25 protein-coding genes are annotated in these 15,370 nt (G+C 55.4%); 5 read left to right on the top strand and 20 right to left on the bottom strand.

Features of this window, described 5'->3' with window-relative positions; translation table 11 throughout:
- Positions 1 to 167: 167 nt before the first annotated feature.
- The 5 genes from thiM to ACT3TR_RS16570 all read left to right on the top strand — a co-directional run bounded on the left by thiM (position 168) and on the right by ACT3TR_RS16570 (position 3,801).
- Positions 168 to 977 (top strand): hydroxyethylthiazole kinase, encoded by an 810-nt coding sequence (gene thiM, locus ACT3TR_RS16550; RefSeq protein ID WP_444625752.1) that lies wholly within the window; start codon positions 168 to 170, stop codon positions 975 to 977.
- On the top strand, positions 967 to 1,590 hold the full coding sequence (thiE, locus tag ACT3TR_RS16555) for a thiamine phosphate synthase (protein WP_444625751.1): 624 nt from the start codon (positions 967 to 969) through the stop codon (positions 1,588 to 1,590). Before thiM ends, thiE begins: the two co-directional genes overlap by 11 nt.
- Entirely contained in the window at positions 1,587 to 2,507 is a 921-nt protein-coding gene (locus ACT3TR_RS16560) for a LysR family transcriptional regulator (RefSeq protein WP_444625750.1), read from the top strand. The genes thiE and ACT3TR_RS16560 overlap by 4 nt, the downstream gene beginning before the upstream one ends.
- Before the next feature lie 65 nt (positions 2,508 to 2,572).
- Positions 2,573 to 3,007 carry a DoxX family protein gene (locus ACT3TR_RS16565; protein WP_441686758.1) on the top strand — a complete coding sequence of 145 codons (435 nt, stop codon included), beginning with the start codon at positions 2,573 to 2,575 and terminating at the stop codon, positions 3,005 to 3,007.
- A 56-nt stretch (positions 3,008 to 3,063) separates the two neighbouring features.
- Entirely contained in the window at positions 3,064 to 3,801 is a 738-nt protein-coding gene (locus tag ACT3TR_RS16570; RefSeq protein ID WP_441686872.1) for a DODA-type extradiol aromatic ring-opening family dioxygenase, read from the top strand.
- Between the two features lie 7 nt (positions 3,802 to 3,808).
- Here the strand turns inward: ACT3TR_RS16570 and ACT3TR_RS16575 are convergent, their stop codons facing one another.
- The 20 genes from ACT3TR_RS16575 to rpsQ form a co-directional block, all read right to left on the bottom strand.
- Entirely contained in the window at positions 3,809 to 4,684 is an 876-nt protein-coding gene (locus ACT3TR_RS16575; protein ID WP_444625749.1) for a DMT family transporter, read from the bottom strand.
- An 81-nt stretch (positions 4,685 to 4,765) separates the two neighbouring features.
- The gene (locus tag ACT3TR_RS16580; protein WP_444625748.1) at positions 4,766 to 6,160 is read right to left on the bottom strand and encodes a D-alanyl-D-alanine carboxypeptidase; all 1,395 of its coding nucleotides are present in this window, start codon (positions 6,158 to 6,160) and stop codon (positions 4,766 to 4,768) included.
- Positions 6,161 to 6,391: 231 nt separating this feature from the next.
- The gene (rplQ, locus tag ACT3TR_RS16585; protein ID WP_096276486.1) at positions 6,392 to 6,778 is read right to left on the bottom strand and encodes a 50S ribosomal protein L17; all 387 of its coding nucleotides are present in this window, start codon (positions 6,776 to 6,778) and stop codon (positions 6,392 to 6,394) included.
- A 39-nt stretch (positions 6,779 to 6,817) separates the two neighbouring features.
- A complete protein-coding gene (locus ACT3TR_RS16590) occupies positions 6,818 to 7,813 on the bottom strand; it encodes a DNA-directed RNA polymerase subunit alpha (RefSeq protein WP_113269833.1) in 996 nt (331 codons plus the stop codon).
- Between the two features lie 140 nt (positions 7,814 to 7,953).
- Entirely contained in the window at positions 7,954 to 8,574 is a 621-nt protein-coding gene (gene rpsD, locus ACT3TR_RS16595) for a 30S ribosomal protein S4 (RefSeq protein ID WP_096276488.1), read from the bottom strand.
- 12 nt (positions 8,575 to 8,586) lie between these two features.
- Positions 8,587 to 8,973: a 30S ribosomal protein S11 gene (rpsK, locus tag ACT3TR_RS16600; protein ID WP_096276490.1), complete on the bottom strand. Its 387-nt coding sequence runs from the start codon at positions 8,971 to 8,973 to the stop codon at positions 8,587 to 8,589.
- Between the two features lie 52 nt (positions 8,974 to 9,025).
- Entirely contained in the window at positions 9,026 to 9,382 is a 357-nt protein-coding gene (rpsM, locus tag ACT3TR_RS16605; RefSeq protein WP_008959153.1) for a 30S ribosomal protein S13, read from the bottom strand.
- 124 nt (positions 9,383 to 9,506) lie between these two features.
- Positions 9,507 to 9,620, bottom strand: a complete 114-nt coding sequence (gene rpmJ, locus ACT3TR_RS16610; protein ID WP_008959154.1) for a 50S ribosomal protein L36 — start codon at positions 9,618 to 9,620, stop codon at positions 9,507 to 9,509.
- Positions 9,621 to 9,689: 69 nt separating this feature from the next.
- Entirely contained in the window at positions 9,690 to 11,021 is a 1,332-nt protein-coding gene (secY, locus tag ACT3TR_RS16615; protein ID WP_444625747.1) for a preprotein translocase subunit SecY, read from the bottom strand.
- On the bottom strand, positions 11,022 to 11,456 hold the full coding sequence (gene rplO / locus ACT3TR_RS16620) for a 50S ribosomal protein L15 (protein WP_096276496.1): 435 nt from the start codon (positions 11,454 to 11,456) through the stop codon (positions 11,022 to 11,024).
- Between the two features lie 3 nt (positions 11,457 to 11,459).
- Positions 11,460 to 11,642 carry a 50S ribosomal protein L30 gene (gene rpmD, locus ACT3TR_RS16625; protein ID WP_096276498.1) on the bottom strand — a complete coding sequence of 61 codons (183 nt, stop codon included), beginning with the start codon at positions 11,640 to 11,642 and terminating at the stop codon, positions 11,460 to 11,462.
- A gap of 6 nt (positions 11,643 to 11,648) precedes the next feature.
- On the bottom strand, positions 11,649 to 12,149 hold the full coding sequence (gene rpsE / locus ACT3TR_RS16630) for a 30S ribosomal protein S5 (protein ID WP_096276500.1): 501 nt from the start codon (positions 12,147 to 12,149) through the stop codon (positions 11,649 to 11,651).
- Between the two features lie 11 nt (positions 12,150 to 12,160).
- Positions 12,161 to 12,511, bottom strand: a complete 351-nt coding sequence (gene rplR, locus ACT3TR_RS16635; protein ID WP_008959159.1) for a 50S ribosomal protein L18 — start codon at positions 12,509 to 12,511, stop codon at positions 12,161 to 12,163.
- Positions 12,512 to 12,520: 9 nt separating this feature from the next.
- Positions 12,521 to 13,051 (bottom strand): 50S ribosomal protein L6, encoded by a 531-nt coding sequence (gene rplF / locus ACT3TR_RS16640; RefSeq protein ID WP_444625746.1) that lies wholly within the window; start codon positions 13,049 to 13,051, stop codon positions 12,521 to 12,523.
- Between the two features lie 9 nt (positions 13,052 to 13,060).
- Positions 13,061 to 13,453 carry a 30S ribosomal protein S8 gene (gene rpsH, locus ACT3TR_RS16645; RefSeq protein WP_096276504.1) on the bottom strand — a complete coding sequence of 131 codons (393 nt, stop codon included), beginning with the start codon at positions 13,451 to 13,453 and terminating at the stop codon, positions 13,061 to 13,063.
- 32 nt (positions 13,454 to 13,485) lie between these two features.
- The gene (gene rpsN, locus ACT3TR_RS16650; protein ID WP_096276506.1) at positions 13,486 to 13,791 is read right to left on the bottom strand and encodes a 30S ribosomal protein S14; all 306 of its coding nucleotides are present in this window, start codon (positions 13,789 to 13,791) and stop codon (positions 13,486 to 13,488) included.
- Positions 13,792 to 13,801: 10 nt separating this feature from the next.
- Positions 13,802 to 14,341: a 50S ribosomal protein L5 gene (gene rplE, locus ACT3TR_RS16655; protein ID WP_096276508.1), complete on the bottom strand. Its 540-nt coding sequence runs from the start codon at positions 14,339 to 14,341 to the stop codon at positions 13,802 to 13,804.
- Positions 14,342 to 14,359: 18 nt separating this feature from the next.
- Positions 14,360 to 14,674 (bottom strand): 50S ribosomal protein L24, encoded by a 315-nt coding sequence (gene rplX / locus ACT3TR_RS16660; RefSeq protein WP_096276511.1) that lies wholly within the window; start codon positions 14,672 to 14,674, stop codon positions 14,360 to 14,362.
- Positions 14,675 to 14,688: 14 nt separating this feature from the next.
- Entirely contained in the window at positions 14,689 to 15,060 is a 372-nt protein-coding gene (gene rplN / locus ACT3TR_RS16665; RefSeq protein ID WP_096276513.1) for a 50S ribosomal protein L14, read from the bottom strand.
- Between the two features lie 49 nt (positions 15,061 to 15,109).
- Complete coding sequence (gene rpsQ, locus ACT3TR_RS16670; protein WP_096276515.1) at positions 15,110 to 15,370, bottom strand: 30S ribosomal protein S17; 261 nt, start codon at positions 15,368 to 15,370, stop codon at positions 15,110 to 15,112.

The following is a 15,370-nucleotide window of genomic DNA, read 5'->3' on the forward strand; positions in this document are numbered from 1 at the left end:
GTATCGCTGCTTCGCAGATTGATTCTATGGCAAGTCTATAGGCTTTTATTACCCTAAGCCTGTCATCAAGCGCTGTCTTTCATGAATCTCGGTCAGCACTGATGATGAATAATCGTTACCATGCTGGCATTCAGCCAGTAACGCTGGCCGCTTTATAGGAACAGACTATGCCCCTCCGCCCGCTTGGCGATTACCTTGAGGCACTTCGCTCAGAGACACCGCTGGTTCACTGCATGACGAACTACGTCGCGATGAATAGCACCGCTAACTTGCTGCTAGCCACGGGGGCCTCGCCCGCCATGCTGCATGCGCCTGAGGAAGTGGCTGAGTTCACCGCTATCTCTGCGGCACTGTCTGTCAATATTGGTACGATTTCTGCACACTGGGCCGATGCTATGCTGATCGCTGCGGCTGCCGCCGATCAACACGCTATCCCGTGGGTGTTAGACCCTGTCGCCGTTGGCGCAACGCGCTATCGTCAAACGCTTTGCACACGACTGCTGGCCTTGAAGCCTGGCGTTATTCGCGGCAATGCTTCTGAAATTCTCGCCCTCAATGGCTTGACCAGCCAGGGCCGCGGCGTGGATGCGACGGCCACCACAGGACAAGCCGTCGAGGCTGCAATCGCGCTGGCTCAAAAGCACGGCTGCGTGGTGGCCATGACCGGTGAAAGCGACTGGGTGACCGATGGCACACAGCATTATCGAATTGAGGGCGGCCACTCATTGATGCCGCATGTCACGACGCTGGGCTGCGGGCTGAGCGCGCTAGTAGCCGCTTTTGTGGCCGCTAATCGCAAGGCGGCACTGGGCGCAACAGCGGCAGCATTGACCTGTTTTGCCGTTGCCGGCGAACGTGCAGGCAGCCACGCGCAAGGCCCCGGTAGCTTTCAAGTAGCCCTTCTGGATGCGCTCTACCAGCTCACCCCTGCGGATCTCACTACTCATACTCATCTGGAGGCGGTCTATGTGGTTTGATCTGTCGCTGTATTTAGTCACCGATGCTGCGCTATGCCACGATTACGGATTGGAAAGCACGGTCGAAGCCGCGGTAAACGGCGGCGTGACGATCGTCCAGCTACGCGATAAGCACGCCAGCGACACCCAGATGATTGCGCAAGCAAAACGGCTGAAAAGCGTACTGGCAGGCACCGGCGTACCGCTGATTATTAACGACCGCTTAACGGTGGCGCTAGAAAGCCAGGCAGACGGTTTGCACGTAGGGCAAAGCGACACCGCCGTGCAAGCGGCGCGGGCGGCGATGGGCGAGCAGGCGATTATTGGCCTTTCGATCAACACGCCTTCCCAGCTTGATGCAGCGCCACTGGCACTGCTCGACTATGTAGGGATTGGCCCGGTGTTTGCCACCGGAAGTAAGCAAGATCACGCACAGCCAATTGGCTTTGACGGCTTAGCCACGCTGGTAGCCGCATGCCGGCTCCCCAGCGTTGCCATTGGTGGGCTAAAGGCTGAACACGCGAACCATGTACGGCGCGCAGGCGCAGACGGCTTAGCGGTCATTTCGGCTATTTGCGGCCAGCCTGACCCGGCTCAAGCCGCGCGGGCGTTTAAAGCGGTAACAGCCTCATGAATCAGCTAGAGCATCTCGTTACGTTTGTGCGCGTTGCCGAGCTGGGTAGCTATACACAAGCAGCGCAGGCGCTGGATCTTTCACGCACTCGAGTGTCGCGTCAGGTCATGGCACTGGAAGCATCGCTGGGGGCGCGGTTGATTCAGCGCACTACGCGACGCTTGCATCTCACTGAGGCCGGAGAGCGCTATCTGGCACGTGCTCAAAGCATTTTACAGGCGCTTGACGAAGCCGCCTCGGAGGTCGGCCAGGGCACCAGCGATGTGCGCGGGCAGCTGCGCGTCAATGGGCCCATGAGCTTCGGTACTCGCTACCTGGCGCCGCTGGTCGCTCAGTTTATGCTCGCGCATCCAGCGCTTGAAGTTCGCCTGGACCTTAACGATCGCCGCGTTGATTTATTGGAAGAAGGCTATGACGTCGCAATTCGCATCGGCAGCCTGCCTGACTCCAGCTTAATCGCCCGCCGTCTAACCCGCTGCCGTTTACTGTTTTGCGCATCGCCGGATTATCTGGCCACCCACGGGGAGCCCAAAAGTATTCAAGCGCTGGCACACCACCGCTGCCTGCGTTATCGCAGCGGCCAAAATACCGCAGACTGGCAGCTAGCAACGCAGCCCATCAGCGTTCGTGGCCCGATGGAAAGCAACAATGGCGATGTATTAACCCACGCAGCAGAAGCCGGACTGGGTATCGCCCAGCAGCCCAGCTTTTTAGTCACTGAGAGTATCGCCAGTGGCCGTTTAGTGCCTATTTTGATCGATGAGCCCACCGTGCGACTCGATGTTCACGCCCTTTATCCCGCTAGGCGCTACCTACCTGCCAAAGTGGAACGCTTTGTCGAGCAGCTATCAGTAGCATGGGGCGACCCCCCTATTTGGGAACAACAGATCGGATTGTCGCAGCCAGCGCAACAGTGATGTGCAATGCGCGCTGATTATCTCAGCTAAGTCTGGCGGTAAAGTAGCTCCATCGACCACCCTTGATGGAAGCGACTCATATGACCACTCTCTCACCGCCTGCGACAGCCACCTCTCTACAGCCTCATGCTATTTCGCTGCTGCGCGTCGCGCTAGGCGTGATGGCTCTCGCCCACGGCTCGCTCAAACTATTTGTATTTACCCTGCCCGGCACTGTCGGCTACTTTGAGTCACTTGGGTTACCGGGGTTTTTGGCCTACCTGACTATCGCTGCGGAAATTGGCGGCGGCGCTGCGCTGCTGCTGGGTGTGTATACCCGCTGGGTGAGTCTGGCGTTAATTCCGGTGCTACTGGGCGCCACCTGGGTACACCTCGGCAACGGCTGGATGTTCTCTAATGCCGGAGGCGGTTGGGAATTCCCAGTATTTTGGACGCTGGCGCTGATGGTTCAAGCCGGCCTAGGAAGTGGGCGCTGGGTGTTAGATCGCCGCTTTGCCTAACGTTATCGCCGGCGCTTGCTTACCGCTAGCGCTGGCACTGCGATGGAGAGTCACTCATGTTACCTAGCCTGTTTATATCCCACGGCTCGCCTATGCTGGCGCTGAACAAAACTCCCGCTCATGCTTTTTTACGCGAATTGGGCAAACGTCTCTCGCCTAAAGCCGTCATCGTGATATCGGCACATTGGGAGAGTTCGTCACTCAAAGTAAACACCACCGCCAAGCCAGAAACGATTCATGACTTCGGAGGATTTCCGCGGGCGCTTTTCGAATGTCAGTACCCTGCTTCAGGCGACCCTGAGCTTGCCGAACGGCTGGCGCTGTTACTCGATGCCGAGCGAGTAGAGCGTGGCATGGACCACGGTGCCTGGGTGCCACTTTCGTTGATGTTTCCAGCTGCTGATGTGCCCGTCGTGTCACTATCATTGCCCGTGCACTGGCGTAATAGCGAGCTTGTCGCACTCGGCGAACAGCTGTCGGCACTGCGAGAAGAAGGTATTTTGATTATCGGCTCAGGCAGCCTGACCCATAACTTGTATGAGCTGATGCCGATGGGCAGTCAAATGCCTACCTGGGTAGATGAGTTTTCAAGCTGGGTGACAACCCATATAGTCGCCAATGATCGTGATGCGCTGCTGCACTGGGAAAAGGCGCCGCAGGCCAATAGAAATCACCCTACGCCTGAGCACTTTCAACCGCTGCTTGTCGCGATGGGCGCCGGTAACGAGGCAACTCAGCTACATCACAGCGTTGAGCACGGCGTGCTGGCGATGGATGTCTACCAGTTTGCTTGAGGGCAGATTAAGAGGTTGGGCGGCGTTTTAAGGTAGTCCGACGGTCGTAGTACGCCACGGCAATCCCACTACTCACAATCAAGACGCTGCCCACCCACACCCAGATGTCCGGCATTTCACCCCAAAACCACCAGCCCAGTATCACTGCCCACAGCATGGCGGTGTAATCAAACGGTGCGGCGATGGCCGCCGGAGCAAACCGAAAGGCCAACGTGATAAACACCGTTGCCGCCACGCCAAGCACGCCCGATGCCATAAAACCTGCCCAGTGCCAGAGTTGGGGCGTTTGCCACACCCAAGGCAGGCTCACCGCGGTCACTATAAACGGCACTAGCGTGACATAGAACACCATAGCCCAGAGATTCTCGCGAGCGCCGTAGCGACGCGCCGTAATCATCATCAGTGCATAAAACAGGGCCGCCGCTATCATGCTGAGCGTACCAATGTGAAACGCACCCTCGCCAGGACGAACCACCACCAGCACACCGATAAAACCCACCAATGAGGCAGCGAGCACCGGCGGTGCAATTCGCTCGCCAAGCAAAGGCACCGACAGCAGTGTGACAAACAGCGGAGCGACAAAGGCAATCGCCGTCGCCTCAGCCAGCGGAAGCAGTGTTAAGCCCACCACGAAGAACACCATGGTGCCGGTATAAATCAAACCTCGAACGGCATGCACCCCTGGCCTTCGAGTACCCAGTTTACGCAGCCCTCCCGAAAAATGGGCCAGCAGCGCAATCAGCGGCAGCGATATCAGTGTACGAAAGAAAATAATCTGCAGGGGCGAGTGCACCTCACCAAGCCACTTGGCGACGGCATCACCCAGCGCTAGAAAAAATACGCCGATACACATGCTGAGTATGCCCTTTAGCGACGTTGTCACCGCAGCCTCCTGTTTATTAATCGCCCAAAACAAAAAACCCCGCCAATGCAGATTGGCGGGGTGATATGCCAGTGAAATGCGCTATAAGCTGGCGTTGACCACCATGCAGTCCATGCCTTGAGAGTGCAGTTGGCGGCATGCCTGACGCGCGCGCTGCTCATCAAGCGCGACTACACGAGCACGGTAAACAGGCGTTTGACCAGCAATGGTATCTACTTCAACACGGCCACCGACGCTTTGGTCTACCCGCTGCGCCGCCTGCTGGGCAAGATGTCTTGCCTGCATTTCTTGGCTAAAGGCGCCTACCTGAATTCCCCAACTGCCACCGGATTCAGATACCGAGGCCATCTGCTGCTCACGCTCAATAAACGTCTGTAAGGGATCTTGCTGCGGCGCGGCTTGCTGCTCATTGGGGCGCTGTATATTCGACACATCAGCCAGCTGAGCATCGAGATCTTGAGCAGGCGTTGACGACAGTGAGGGCGATGGGGATGCTGCCGGCGTGGTTTCCACGACGGCCAGCATGGGCTGGCGCTGCGACGGCGGCGTAGCCGGTTGAGGCGGCGTCAAAGCAGCCGGGCCAAATGTCATAAATTCCTGCGCGACATTGGTGCTGGCCATCCAGGTTGACTGGTCGCGTAGTGACGCGCGCAAAAAGCCGCGGTCGAGCAAGTTAGCCATATGGGTATCACGAGACTGAGCGGAAAAGCCACCCATCACCACAGCCATCAGCCGGCGATTGCCGTGCACGGCCGTCGTCGCCACGTTAAAACCAGAGGCGCGAATAAATCCAGTTTTCAGGCCATCAGCCCCGGGGTAATCACGCACTAAGCGGTTGTGGCTGGTATGCCGGGTGCCACGGTAAGTAAACTCTTGCAGGCCAAAATAATGATAGTACTGAGGAAAATCCTGCATCACGCGTACAGAAAGCGTCAGCATATCGCGCGCGGTAGTCACCTGGCCGTCATCTGGTAAACCGGATGCATTGCGAAAGGTCGTGGCGTGCATGCCTAATTCGCGCGCTTTGGTCGTCATCATGTCACTGAAGCGCTCTTCGGTGCCGCCCAGCGCTTCCGCTATCACCGCAGCGACATCGTTAGCTGAACGCACCGCCAGTGCACGTATCGCCGTATCAACAGGAATAGAGCTGCCCGCCGCCAGCCAGAGTTTTACGGCAGGCTTAGCAGCGGCAACGCTAGAAACGGGTAAGGGCTGGTCGATACGCAGGGTACCGGCTTGAAGCGCCTCGAAGGCTAAATACAGCGTCATCATTTTCGTCAGCGATGCAGGATAACGCTGATCATCAATATTTTCGGCATACAGCACTTCACCATTATCCAAGTCGACCACAATGCCCGCGTAGCGCGGATTATCAGCGTGAGCGCTGGTGATCAACGACAGCATGAGTAGTAGCCCCATACTCACTGCCCATGCTGCCGATGCTTTACCGACAGCGTGTTTTACCCTCGCATACATGCCTCTGCCCCTTGCTCGTTATCAACGCGCTCGTACTGTTCCACTACCATGCCACACTCAAGGCGCAACACAAGGCTTTCCCATGGCGGCAAGGTAGTCATTATGGCTATCTATAATAGGCGCAGTATATACCCAGTTCGGCTCACCTAGAGAGTGTTAGCTGAGAGGTATAAAAAAACCGACCCAAAGGGTCGGTTTTCATTCGCTATTCAAGACGCTGACGACAGAGGATTACTCTTCTGCTGCGGCTTCTTCAACAACGGGACGATCAACTAGCTCAACATACGCCATAGGCGCGTTGTCGCCGGTGCGGAAACCGCACTTAAGAATACGGATGTAACCACCCGGACGCTCAGCGTAACGCGGACCTAATTCGTTGAACAGTTTGCCGACCGCTTCTTTAGAACGCGTACGGGCAAACGCCAAGCGACGGTTTGCAACGCTATCCTGCTTAGACAAGGTGATCAGCGGCTCGATAACGCGACGCAGTTCCTTGGCTTTCGGCAGGGTTGTCTTAATGACTTCATGCTCGACCAGCGAGACAGACATGTTTTTAAACATTGCCTGGCGATGCGAGCTGGTACGATTCAGATGACGACCACTCTTACGATGACGCATGGTTGTAATTCCTTACCAAACTGGGACTCAAGTCGACACTCACGCGGAGGCCTTGTCGTCCTTCAGGCTTGCCGGTGGCCAATTTTCCAACCGCATGCCGAGGGACAAGCCGCGCGCCGCCAATACATCTTTGATTTCATTCAAAGACTTTTTACCGAGGTTAGGTGTTTTCAACAGCTCAACTTCTGTGCGCTGAATCAAATCACCAATGTAGTAAATATTCTCGGCTTTTAGGCAGTTCGCGCTACGAACGGTCAACTCAAGATCGTCTACGGGGCGCAATAGAATTGGATCAACGTGATCCTCTTCTTCTTCGACTTCCTGTTCTTTATCAGCTTCCAGGTCGACGAAGGCGGCCAGCTGCTCTTGCAGAATGGTCGCACTGCGACGGATAGCCTCTTCCGGATCCAGGGTACCGTCGGTTTCCAAATCGATAATTAGCTTATCGAGGTCGGTGCGCTGCTCAACACGAGCGGCCTCAACCGAGTAGGAAACACGGCGGACAGGGCTGAAGGTGGCATCCAGCTGCAGGCGGCCAATAGCACGTGACTCTTCATCAGAGCCGCGGGCGTCAGCCGGTTCGTAGCCACGACCCAGCGCTACCTTAAGCTGAATTTTCAGCTCGGCACCTTCATTGACATGAGCAATGATGTGGTCCGGGTTGACGATTTCGACGCTATGATCAAGCGCAATGTCGCCAGCGGTGACGACGGCTGGGCCCTGCTTGTTCAGCGTGAGCACCGCCTCATCGCGGCTGTGCATCTTGATCGCAACATCTTTCAAGTTCAGGAGGATTTCAATAACATCTTCCTGCACCCCTTCGAGCGCACTGTACTCATGCTCTACACCGGCAATTTCAGCCTCTACCACGGCACAGCCGGGCATAGACGAAAGCAGAATGCGACGCAGTGCATTCCCAAGGGTGTGACCAAATCCGCGCTCGAATGGTTCGAGTACGATTTTGGCGTGATGTGCGCTGATTTCTTCGACCTTGATGTCGCGAGGGCGGAGAAACTCTGTCACTGAACGCTGCATATGAACACCTTTCAGGCTGCCAAACGGATACTCAGTCTCAAGAGCATAGGCTCAAGAGCATGTACTCAAGAGCAACCGGACGGAGAGCTACGCTACCCGTCCGGGCTTCAAGAAGCAGACTCTTACTTAATTAACGCTGCTTACTTGGAGTACAGCTCGACGATCAGGTTTTCGTTGATGTCGGCAGTCAGGTCACCGCGTTCAGGCAGAGCCTTGAAAGTGCCTTCCATCTTCTTGGCGTCGATCTCGATCCAAACAATATCGCCACGGTTTGCCGCAATGGACAGTGCGCTTTGAATACGTGCTTGGTTCTTCGCCTTTTCGCGAATGGAAACAACGTCACCCGGCTTAACTTGATAGGAAGCCACGTTAACGGTACGTCCGTTCACTGAAATCGCCTTGTGGCTTACTAGCTGACGCGCTTCAGAGCGAGTCGAGCCAAAGCCCATACGATAGACGACGTTATCCAGTCGGGATTCTAACAACTGCAACAATACTTCACCGGTCGCGCCTTTCAGGCGAGCAGCTTCTTTGTAGTAGTTGCGGAACTGTTTTTCGAGTACGCCATACATGCGACGTACTTTTTGCTTCTCGCGAAGCTGCAAGCCGTAGTCTGAAAGACGCTGACGACGTTGGCCGTGTACACCCGGGATTTGCTCGGATTTACACTTTTTCTCGAAGGGAGTCACACCACTCTTCAAAAAGAGATCGGTGCCTTCACGACGAGACAGTTTGCACTTCGGTCCAATATAACGAGCCATGAATCTGTCTCCTTAAACGCGGCGTTTCTTAGGCGGACGGCAGCCATTGTGAGGAATGGGCGTCGCGTCTGTGATGCTTTGCACGCGGAAGCCGGCGGCGTTAAGTGCACGCACGGCGGATTCACGACCAGGACCGGGGCCTTTAACCAGTACGTCTACGTTTTTCACACCATACTCGGCTGCAGCAGTTGCTGCACGTTCACTTGCCACTTGAGCAGCGAACGGGGTGCTCTTGCGAGAACCACGAAAACCCGAACCACCGGCAGTTGCCCAAGAAAGCGCATTGCCCTGGCGGTCTGTGATCGTCACGATCGTGTTGTTAAAAGAGGCATGGATGTGCGCAATCGCGTCCACTACCTGCTTTTTAACCTTTTTACGGTTACTACGCGGGTTAGCCATGTTGATGTCTATTCCTGTCGTTACGCCGGCTCTCTATTAAAGAGCCTGCGTATTATTTGCGGATCGGCTTACGCGGGCCCTTACGGGTGCGCGCGTTAGTCTTAGTCCGCTGACCACGCAGCGGAAGACTACGACGATGACGCAGACCACGGTAGCAACCTAAGTCCATGAGACGCTTAATATTAAGCGTAACATCACGACGAAGGTCACCTTCTACGGTGTACTTGCCAACTTCAGAACGCAGGGTGTCGACTTCTTCAGAAGACAGATCCTGGATCTTGGCAGTAGTGGCGATACCGGCTGCTGCACAGATGTGCTCAGCACGAGTACGGCCAATCCCGAAGATATAGGTCAGCGAGATCGCCGCATGCTTGTTGTCCGGGATATTGACGCCTGCAATACGGGCCATCAGCTTACTCCGAAATTTGAGCGGCTTGCTCGTTTATTCATCTACAAAAGGCGCAACAGCATACCCCTTCATTTGCCCGAGGGCAAGGGGTATGCTGGCACCCGCTTAAAACAACCCAGGGGTATTAACCCTGGCGCTGTTTGTGCCGTGGTTCGCTGCAAATGACGCGGACAGCGCCATTGCGACGAATGATCTTGCAGTTACGGCACATTTTCTTTACGGAAGCTCGAACTTTCATCGATCTTTCTCCAAAAACCGGCTCGCGGCTCGCCACCTTAACTAACTTAATAGGGGTGGGCGGCGCCTCTCAGCGCATGATACCGCCGCTACCGTAGCCTTTCAGGTTGGACTTCTTCATCACTGAGTCATACTGATGCGACATGAGATGCGATTGCACCTGGGCCATGAAGTCCATGATGACCACGACTACGATTAACAACGAGGTACCGCCGAAAAAGAACGGCACGTTCCACGCCACAATCAAGAACTGGGGCATCAAGGAAACCGCAGTGATATACAAGGCACCGAACAGGGTCAAGCGTGTCATGACCTTGTCGATATAGCGAGCGGTCTGCTCGCCGGGGCGAATGCCCGGCAGGAAAGCGCCTGACTTTTTAAGATTGTCAGCCACATCCTTGGGGTTGAAGACCAGCGCTGTGTAAAAGAAGCAGAAGAATACCACTGCCGCCGCGAAAAGCAAGATGTAAAGCGGTTGACCTGGACCTAATGCCTGGGATGCACGCTGCAACCACTCCATACCTTCACCGGCACCTACCCACTGACCAATAGAGGCCGGGAAGAGTAGAATACTGGAGGCAAAGATAGCTGGAATAACGCCAGCCATATTAACCTTCAAAGGCAGGTAACTGCTTTGGCCTGCATACATCTTATTGCCCACCTGACGCCGTGGGTAGTTAACCTTAAGACGGCGTTGGCCGCGCTCAATGAAAACCACGAAAGCGACAGTGGCAATACCTAACACAGACAACGCTAACAGCGGCAGAACATTCCAGGCGCCTTCGTTACGGGCAAGCTCAAAGGCTTGGCCCACGGCACTCGGTAGCCCAGCGACAATACCGGAGAAGATCAGCAGCGAAATACCGTTGCCGATGCCCTTCTCGGTAATTTGCTCACCCAGCCACATCATAAACACCGCGCCTGATACAAACGTAACCACGGCGGTGAAGAAGAAACTGAAGTCAGCGCTGTACGCGATACCTTGGCTAGCCAGACCGACGGACATGCCGGTAGCCTGGACAAATGCCAGTATCACCGTGCCGTAGCGGGTGTACTGGCTGATCTTGCGGCGGCCAGCCTCACCCTCTTTCTTGAGCTGCTCAAGATGAGGGGAGACCGCAGTCATGAGCTGCATGATAATCGACGCCGAAATATAGGGCATTATACCCAGGGCGAGGACACTCATGCGCTCCAGGGCACCACCCGAGAACATGTTAAACATGCCTAAGATAGTACCCTGTTGCTCCCTAAACAAGGCAGCAAGCTGGTCAGGATTGATACCGGGAACGGGAATGTGGGCACCAATACGGTACACCACGATGGCGAGGAGCACGAAGCGCAAACGCGCCCACAGTTCACTCAGACCGCTGCCCATCGCCGGCATTTTTCCTGACTTGGCCATTTAGTCCTCTACCTTGCCGCCAGCAGCTTCGATCGCTTCACGGGCACCTTTGGTGACCTTGATTCCGCGAACGGTAACTGCCGTTTTCAATTCGCCAGAAAGGATAATCTTCGCGTGTAGCGTAGAGTCCTTCAGCACGTTGGCTTGCTTCAATGTCGCCATAGTGACTTCGCCACCGGCTACTTTAGCAAGTTCGGCCAGGCGTACTTCTTCAGATACTAATGATTTTGCAGACGTAAAACCGAATTTCGGCAAACGACGCTGCAAAGGCATCTGACCGCCTTCGAAACCAGGCTTGACGCTACCGCCACTGCGTGATTTCTGACCTTTGTGACCACGGCCACCGGTCTTACCAAGACCGGAACCGATACCACGACCAACGCGCTTTGCAGCGTGCTTGGAGCCCGGTGCCGGGCTTAAGGTATTAAGTTTCATGGATTACTCTCCCTCAACGCGCACAAGGTAGTTAACCTTGTTGATCATGCCGCGTACGGCTGGGGTGTCTTCCAGTTCAACCGTCTGACCGATGCGACGCAGACCCAGGCCTTTCATAGTGGCCTTGTGCTTAGGCAAAATGCCGATGGTGCTGCGGATCTGAGTAAACTTGATCGTTGCTGCCATGGTGTCTTACCCCGTGATCGCGTCGACAGACAGACCGCGCTTAGCGGCGATGTCTTCCGGTGCTTGCATGGAGGAGAGACCTTTAACAGTCGCTCGTACCACGTTAACCGGGTTGGTGGAACCGTAGCACTTGGCCAGTACATCGTGGACACCAGCGAGCTCTAATACAGAGCGCATGGCGCCACCGGCAATAATACCGGTACCTTCGGAAGCCGGCTGCATGTACACCTTAGAAGCACCGTGACGGGCTTTAATCGGGTACTGCAGCGTGTGGCCAGCAAGGTTCACCTTGACCATATTGCGACGAGCTTGATCCATCGCTTTCTGGATTGCGACCGGCACTTCACGCGCCTTGCCACGACCGAAACCGACACGACCTTTACCATCACCAACGACGGTCAGTGCGGTGAAGCCGAAAATACGACCACCCTTGACCACCTTGGCGACGCGGTTGACCTGCACTAACTTCTCTTGCAGATCACCGCTTTGCTGTTCGTTCTTCGCCATCGTAAAACCCTTTAGAATTCCAGGCCGCCTTCACGTGCGGCGTCGGCCAGAGCCTTGACGCGGCCGTGATACTTAAAGCCAGCACGGTCGAAGGCCACCTGGGTGATGCCTGCTTCTTTAGCGCGTTCGGCAATCAGTGCACCTACTTTAGAGGCAGCATCTGAGTTACCGGTCGCACCCTCGCGCAGTGCTTTGTCCAGCGTAGAAGCACTGGCTAACACTTTGCCACCATCCGGCGAGATAATCTGCGCATAGATGTGACGCGGGGTACGGTTGACGCACAGGCGATACACGCCCAGCTCGCGGATCTTTGCGCGAGCGCGGCGGGCACGACGGAGACGAGATTCTTTCTTCGCGTTCATAACCCTGCCTTACTTCTTCTTGGCTTCTTTGCGACGCACCTGCTCGTCGGCGTACCGTACACCCTTGCCTTTATATGGCTCAGGCGGACGGAAAGCGCGGATTTCCGCGGCGCACTGACCGAGCTGCTGCTTGTTCGCGCTTTTCAGCACGATCACGGTGTTTTTCGGCGTTTCCGCTGAGACACCTTCAGGCAGTTCGTAGTCGACCGGGTGCGAGAAGCCCAGTGAAAGATTGAGCGTCTGGCCCTTAGCTTGGGCACGATAACCGACGCCAACAATTTCGAGAGTCTTTGTGAAACCCTCGGATACGCCCGTTACCAGGTTCTGAACTAAGGCGCGGGTAGTACCGGCCATTGCCCAGCTCTTGGCAGATTCGCTCGGGGCGAAGGTCAGCTGGCCATCTTCTTGACCGACCACTACATCTGAGTGGATGGTCAAAGATAGCGTGCCCTGGCCGCCCTTGGCGGTCAGCTGGTCAGCATTGATTTTAACATCAACACCGGCGGGCACTTTAACCGGATATTTCGCTATGCGGGACATTCCAGCCTCCTAGAATACGGTGCAGATGACTTCGCCACCCACACCGGCTTGGCGCGCGGCACGATCGGTCATGACACCACTTGACGTAGTGACAATCGCAATACCAAGACCATCGGCGACCTTAGGCAGGTTGTCCTTGCCCATATAGCGGCGCAGGGACGGCTTGGAAACCCGCTGAATATGCTCAATAACCGGCTTACCCTCAAAGTATTTGAGAGTCACGGTCAGCTCAGGCTTAACACCCTCTGCAACCGTAAAGTCGGCAATGTAGCCTTCTTCCTTTAGCACTCGGGCCACTTGCACTTTCAACTTGGAGGACGGCATGGTAGCCGTCTCCTTGGTGGCCATCTGCGCATTGCGGAGACGAGTTATCATATCCGCTAGAGTATCTTGCATGCTCATTTAATGTGCGCTCCTGATGATTCTACGTGGCGTTACCAACTGGACTTTTTGAGTCCAGGGACGTCGCCACGCATGGCGGCTTCACGCAGCTTGTTACGGCCGAGGCCGAACTTGTTGTAAAAACCGTGCGGACGACCAGTGATGCGGCAGCGGTTACGCTGACGCACCGGGCTTGAGTCGCGCGGCAGTTGCTGCAGCTTCAGCGTCGCCTCGAAGCGGTCTTCCTCAGACGAATCAACGCCTGAGATGATCTTCTTGAGCTCGGCACGCTTGGTGGCATACTTCGCCACCAATTGCGTACGTTTGAGCTCACGCTCTATCATACTTTTCTTAGCCATGATCCCACCCTTATTTCTTGAAGGGGAAGTTCAGCGCCGCTAGCAGCGCACGACCTTCCTCATCGGTTTTGGCGGTAGTAGTGATAGTGACGTCCAACCCACGGATGCGATCGATTTTATCATACTCGATCTCCGGGAAGATGATCTGCTCACGCACACCCATAGAATAGTTGCCGCGACCGTCGAAGGACTTCGGGTTGAGACCACGGAAGTCACGCACGCGGGGAATCGCGATGTAAACCAAACGGTCCAAGAAGTCCCACATACGCTCAGCGCGCAGAGTTACCTTGATGCCAATTGGCCAACCTTCGCGCACCTTAAAGCCCGCGATGGACTTACGTGCCTTGGTCACCAACGGTTTTTGACCAGAGAGTTTCTCTAGGTCGCCGATGGCATTGTCAATCAACTTTTTATCGTTGACTGCTTCGCCGATACCCATATTCAGAGTCACTTTCGTGATCCGGGGTACCTGCATAACGTTGGCATAGCTAAACTGTTCTTTAAGTTCAGCTGCTACCTCGTTTTGATAACGTTCTTTCAAGTTCGCCATTTTGCTACCCGACTCGCGTTAGGCGTCGATCTGCGTCTGCGTCGACTTGTAGATACGTACCTTGGTACCGTCTTCCTTAACTTGGAAGCCGACGCGATCCGCCTTACCGGTCTCCGAATTGAAGATGGCTACGTTGGACGCGTGAATCGGAGCCTCACGCTCGACGATACCGCCCTGATTACCCGCCATGGGATTTGGCTTGGTGTGACGTTTAATCATGTTCACACCGGACACCAAGAAGCGGCTTTCTAATACCCGCTTAACAGTGCCACGTTTGCCTTTATCCTTCCCGGCGATGACGATGACTTCATCGTCACGTTTGATCTTTTGCATATCCGCCTCGCTCCTTACAGCACTTCAGGCGCTAAGGAAATGATCTTCATGAACTTTTCATTACGAAGTTCACGAGTCACCGGCCCAAAAATACGGGTACCGATGGGCTGTTCGTTGGTGTTATTCAACAAAACTGCCGCATTTCCATCGAAACGGATGAGCGAACCGTCGGGACGACGGACGCCACTACGGGTCCGGACCACGACCGCTTTTAGCACCTGGCCTTTTTTGACCTTGCCACGCGGAATCGCTTCCTTAACCGTGACCTTGATGACATCACCTATACGAGCGTAGCGACGGTGTGAACCGCCTAGCACCTTGATGCATTGCACCCGGCGCGCTCCGCTGTTGTCGGCGACATCCAGCATTGTCTGAGTCTGAATCATCGGTTTTCTCCAAACCTAATCTGACTACACTGATTGGACAGCCTCGGGATTAACCCTTGGCGTGTTCAACCACCTCGACGAGCGTCCAGGCTTTCTTCTTGGAAAGCGGACGGCACTCCTGAATGGAAACCGTATCGCCTGCCTTTGCCTGGTTCGCCTCATCATGGGCGTGCAGCTTGGTGGAGCGCTTAACGTATTTTCCGTAGATCGGGTGACGCTCGCGCCGCTCGATCATAACGACGATGGACTTGTCCATCTTATCGCTCACCACTTTACCGGTGAGCGTACGCGTTGTTTTCTCTTCGGCCAT

Origin of the sequence: Halomonas sp. AOP12-B1-6 (assembly GCF_052379225.1) — a bacterium.
GTDB lineage: Bacteria > Pseudomonadota > Gammaproteobacteria > Pseudomonadales > Halomonadaceae > Vreelandella > Vreelandella casei.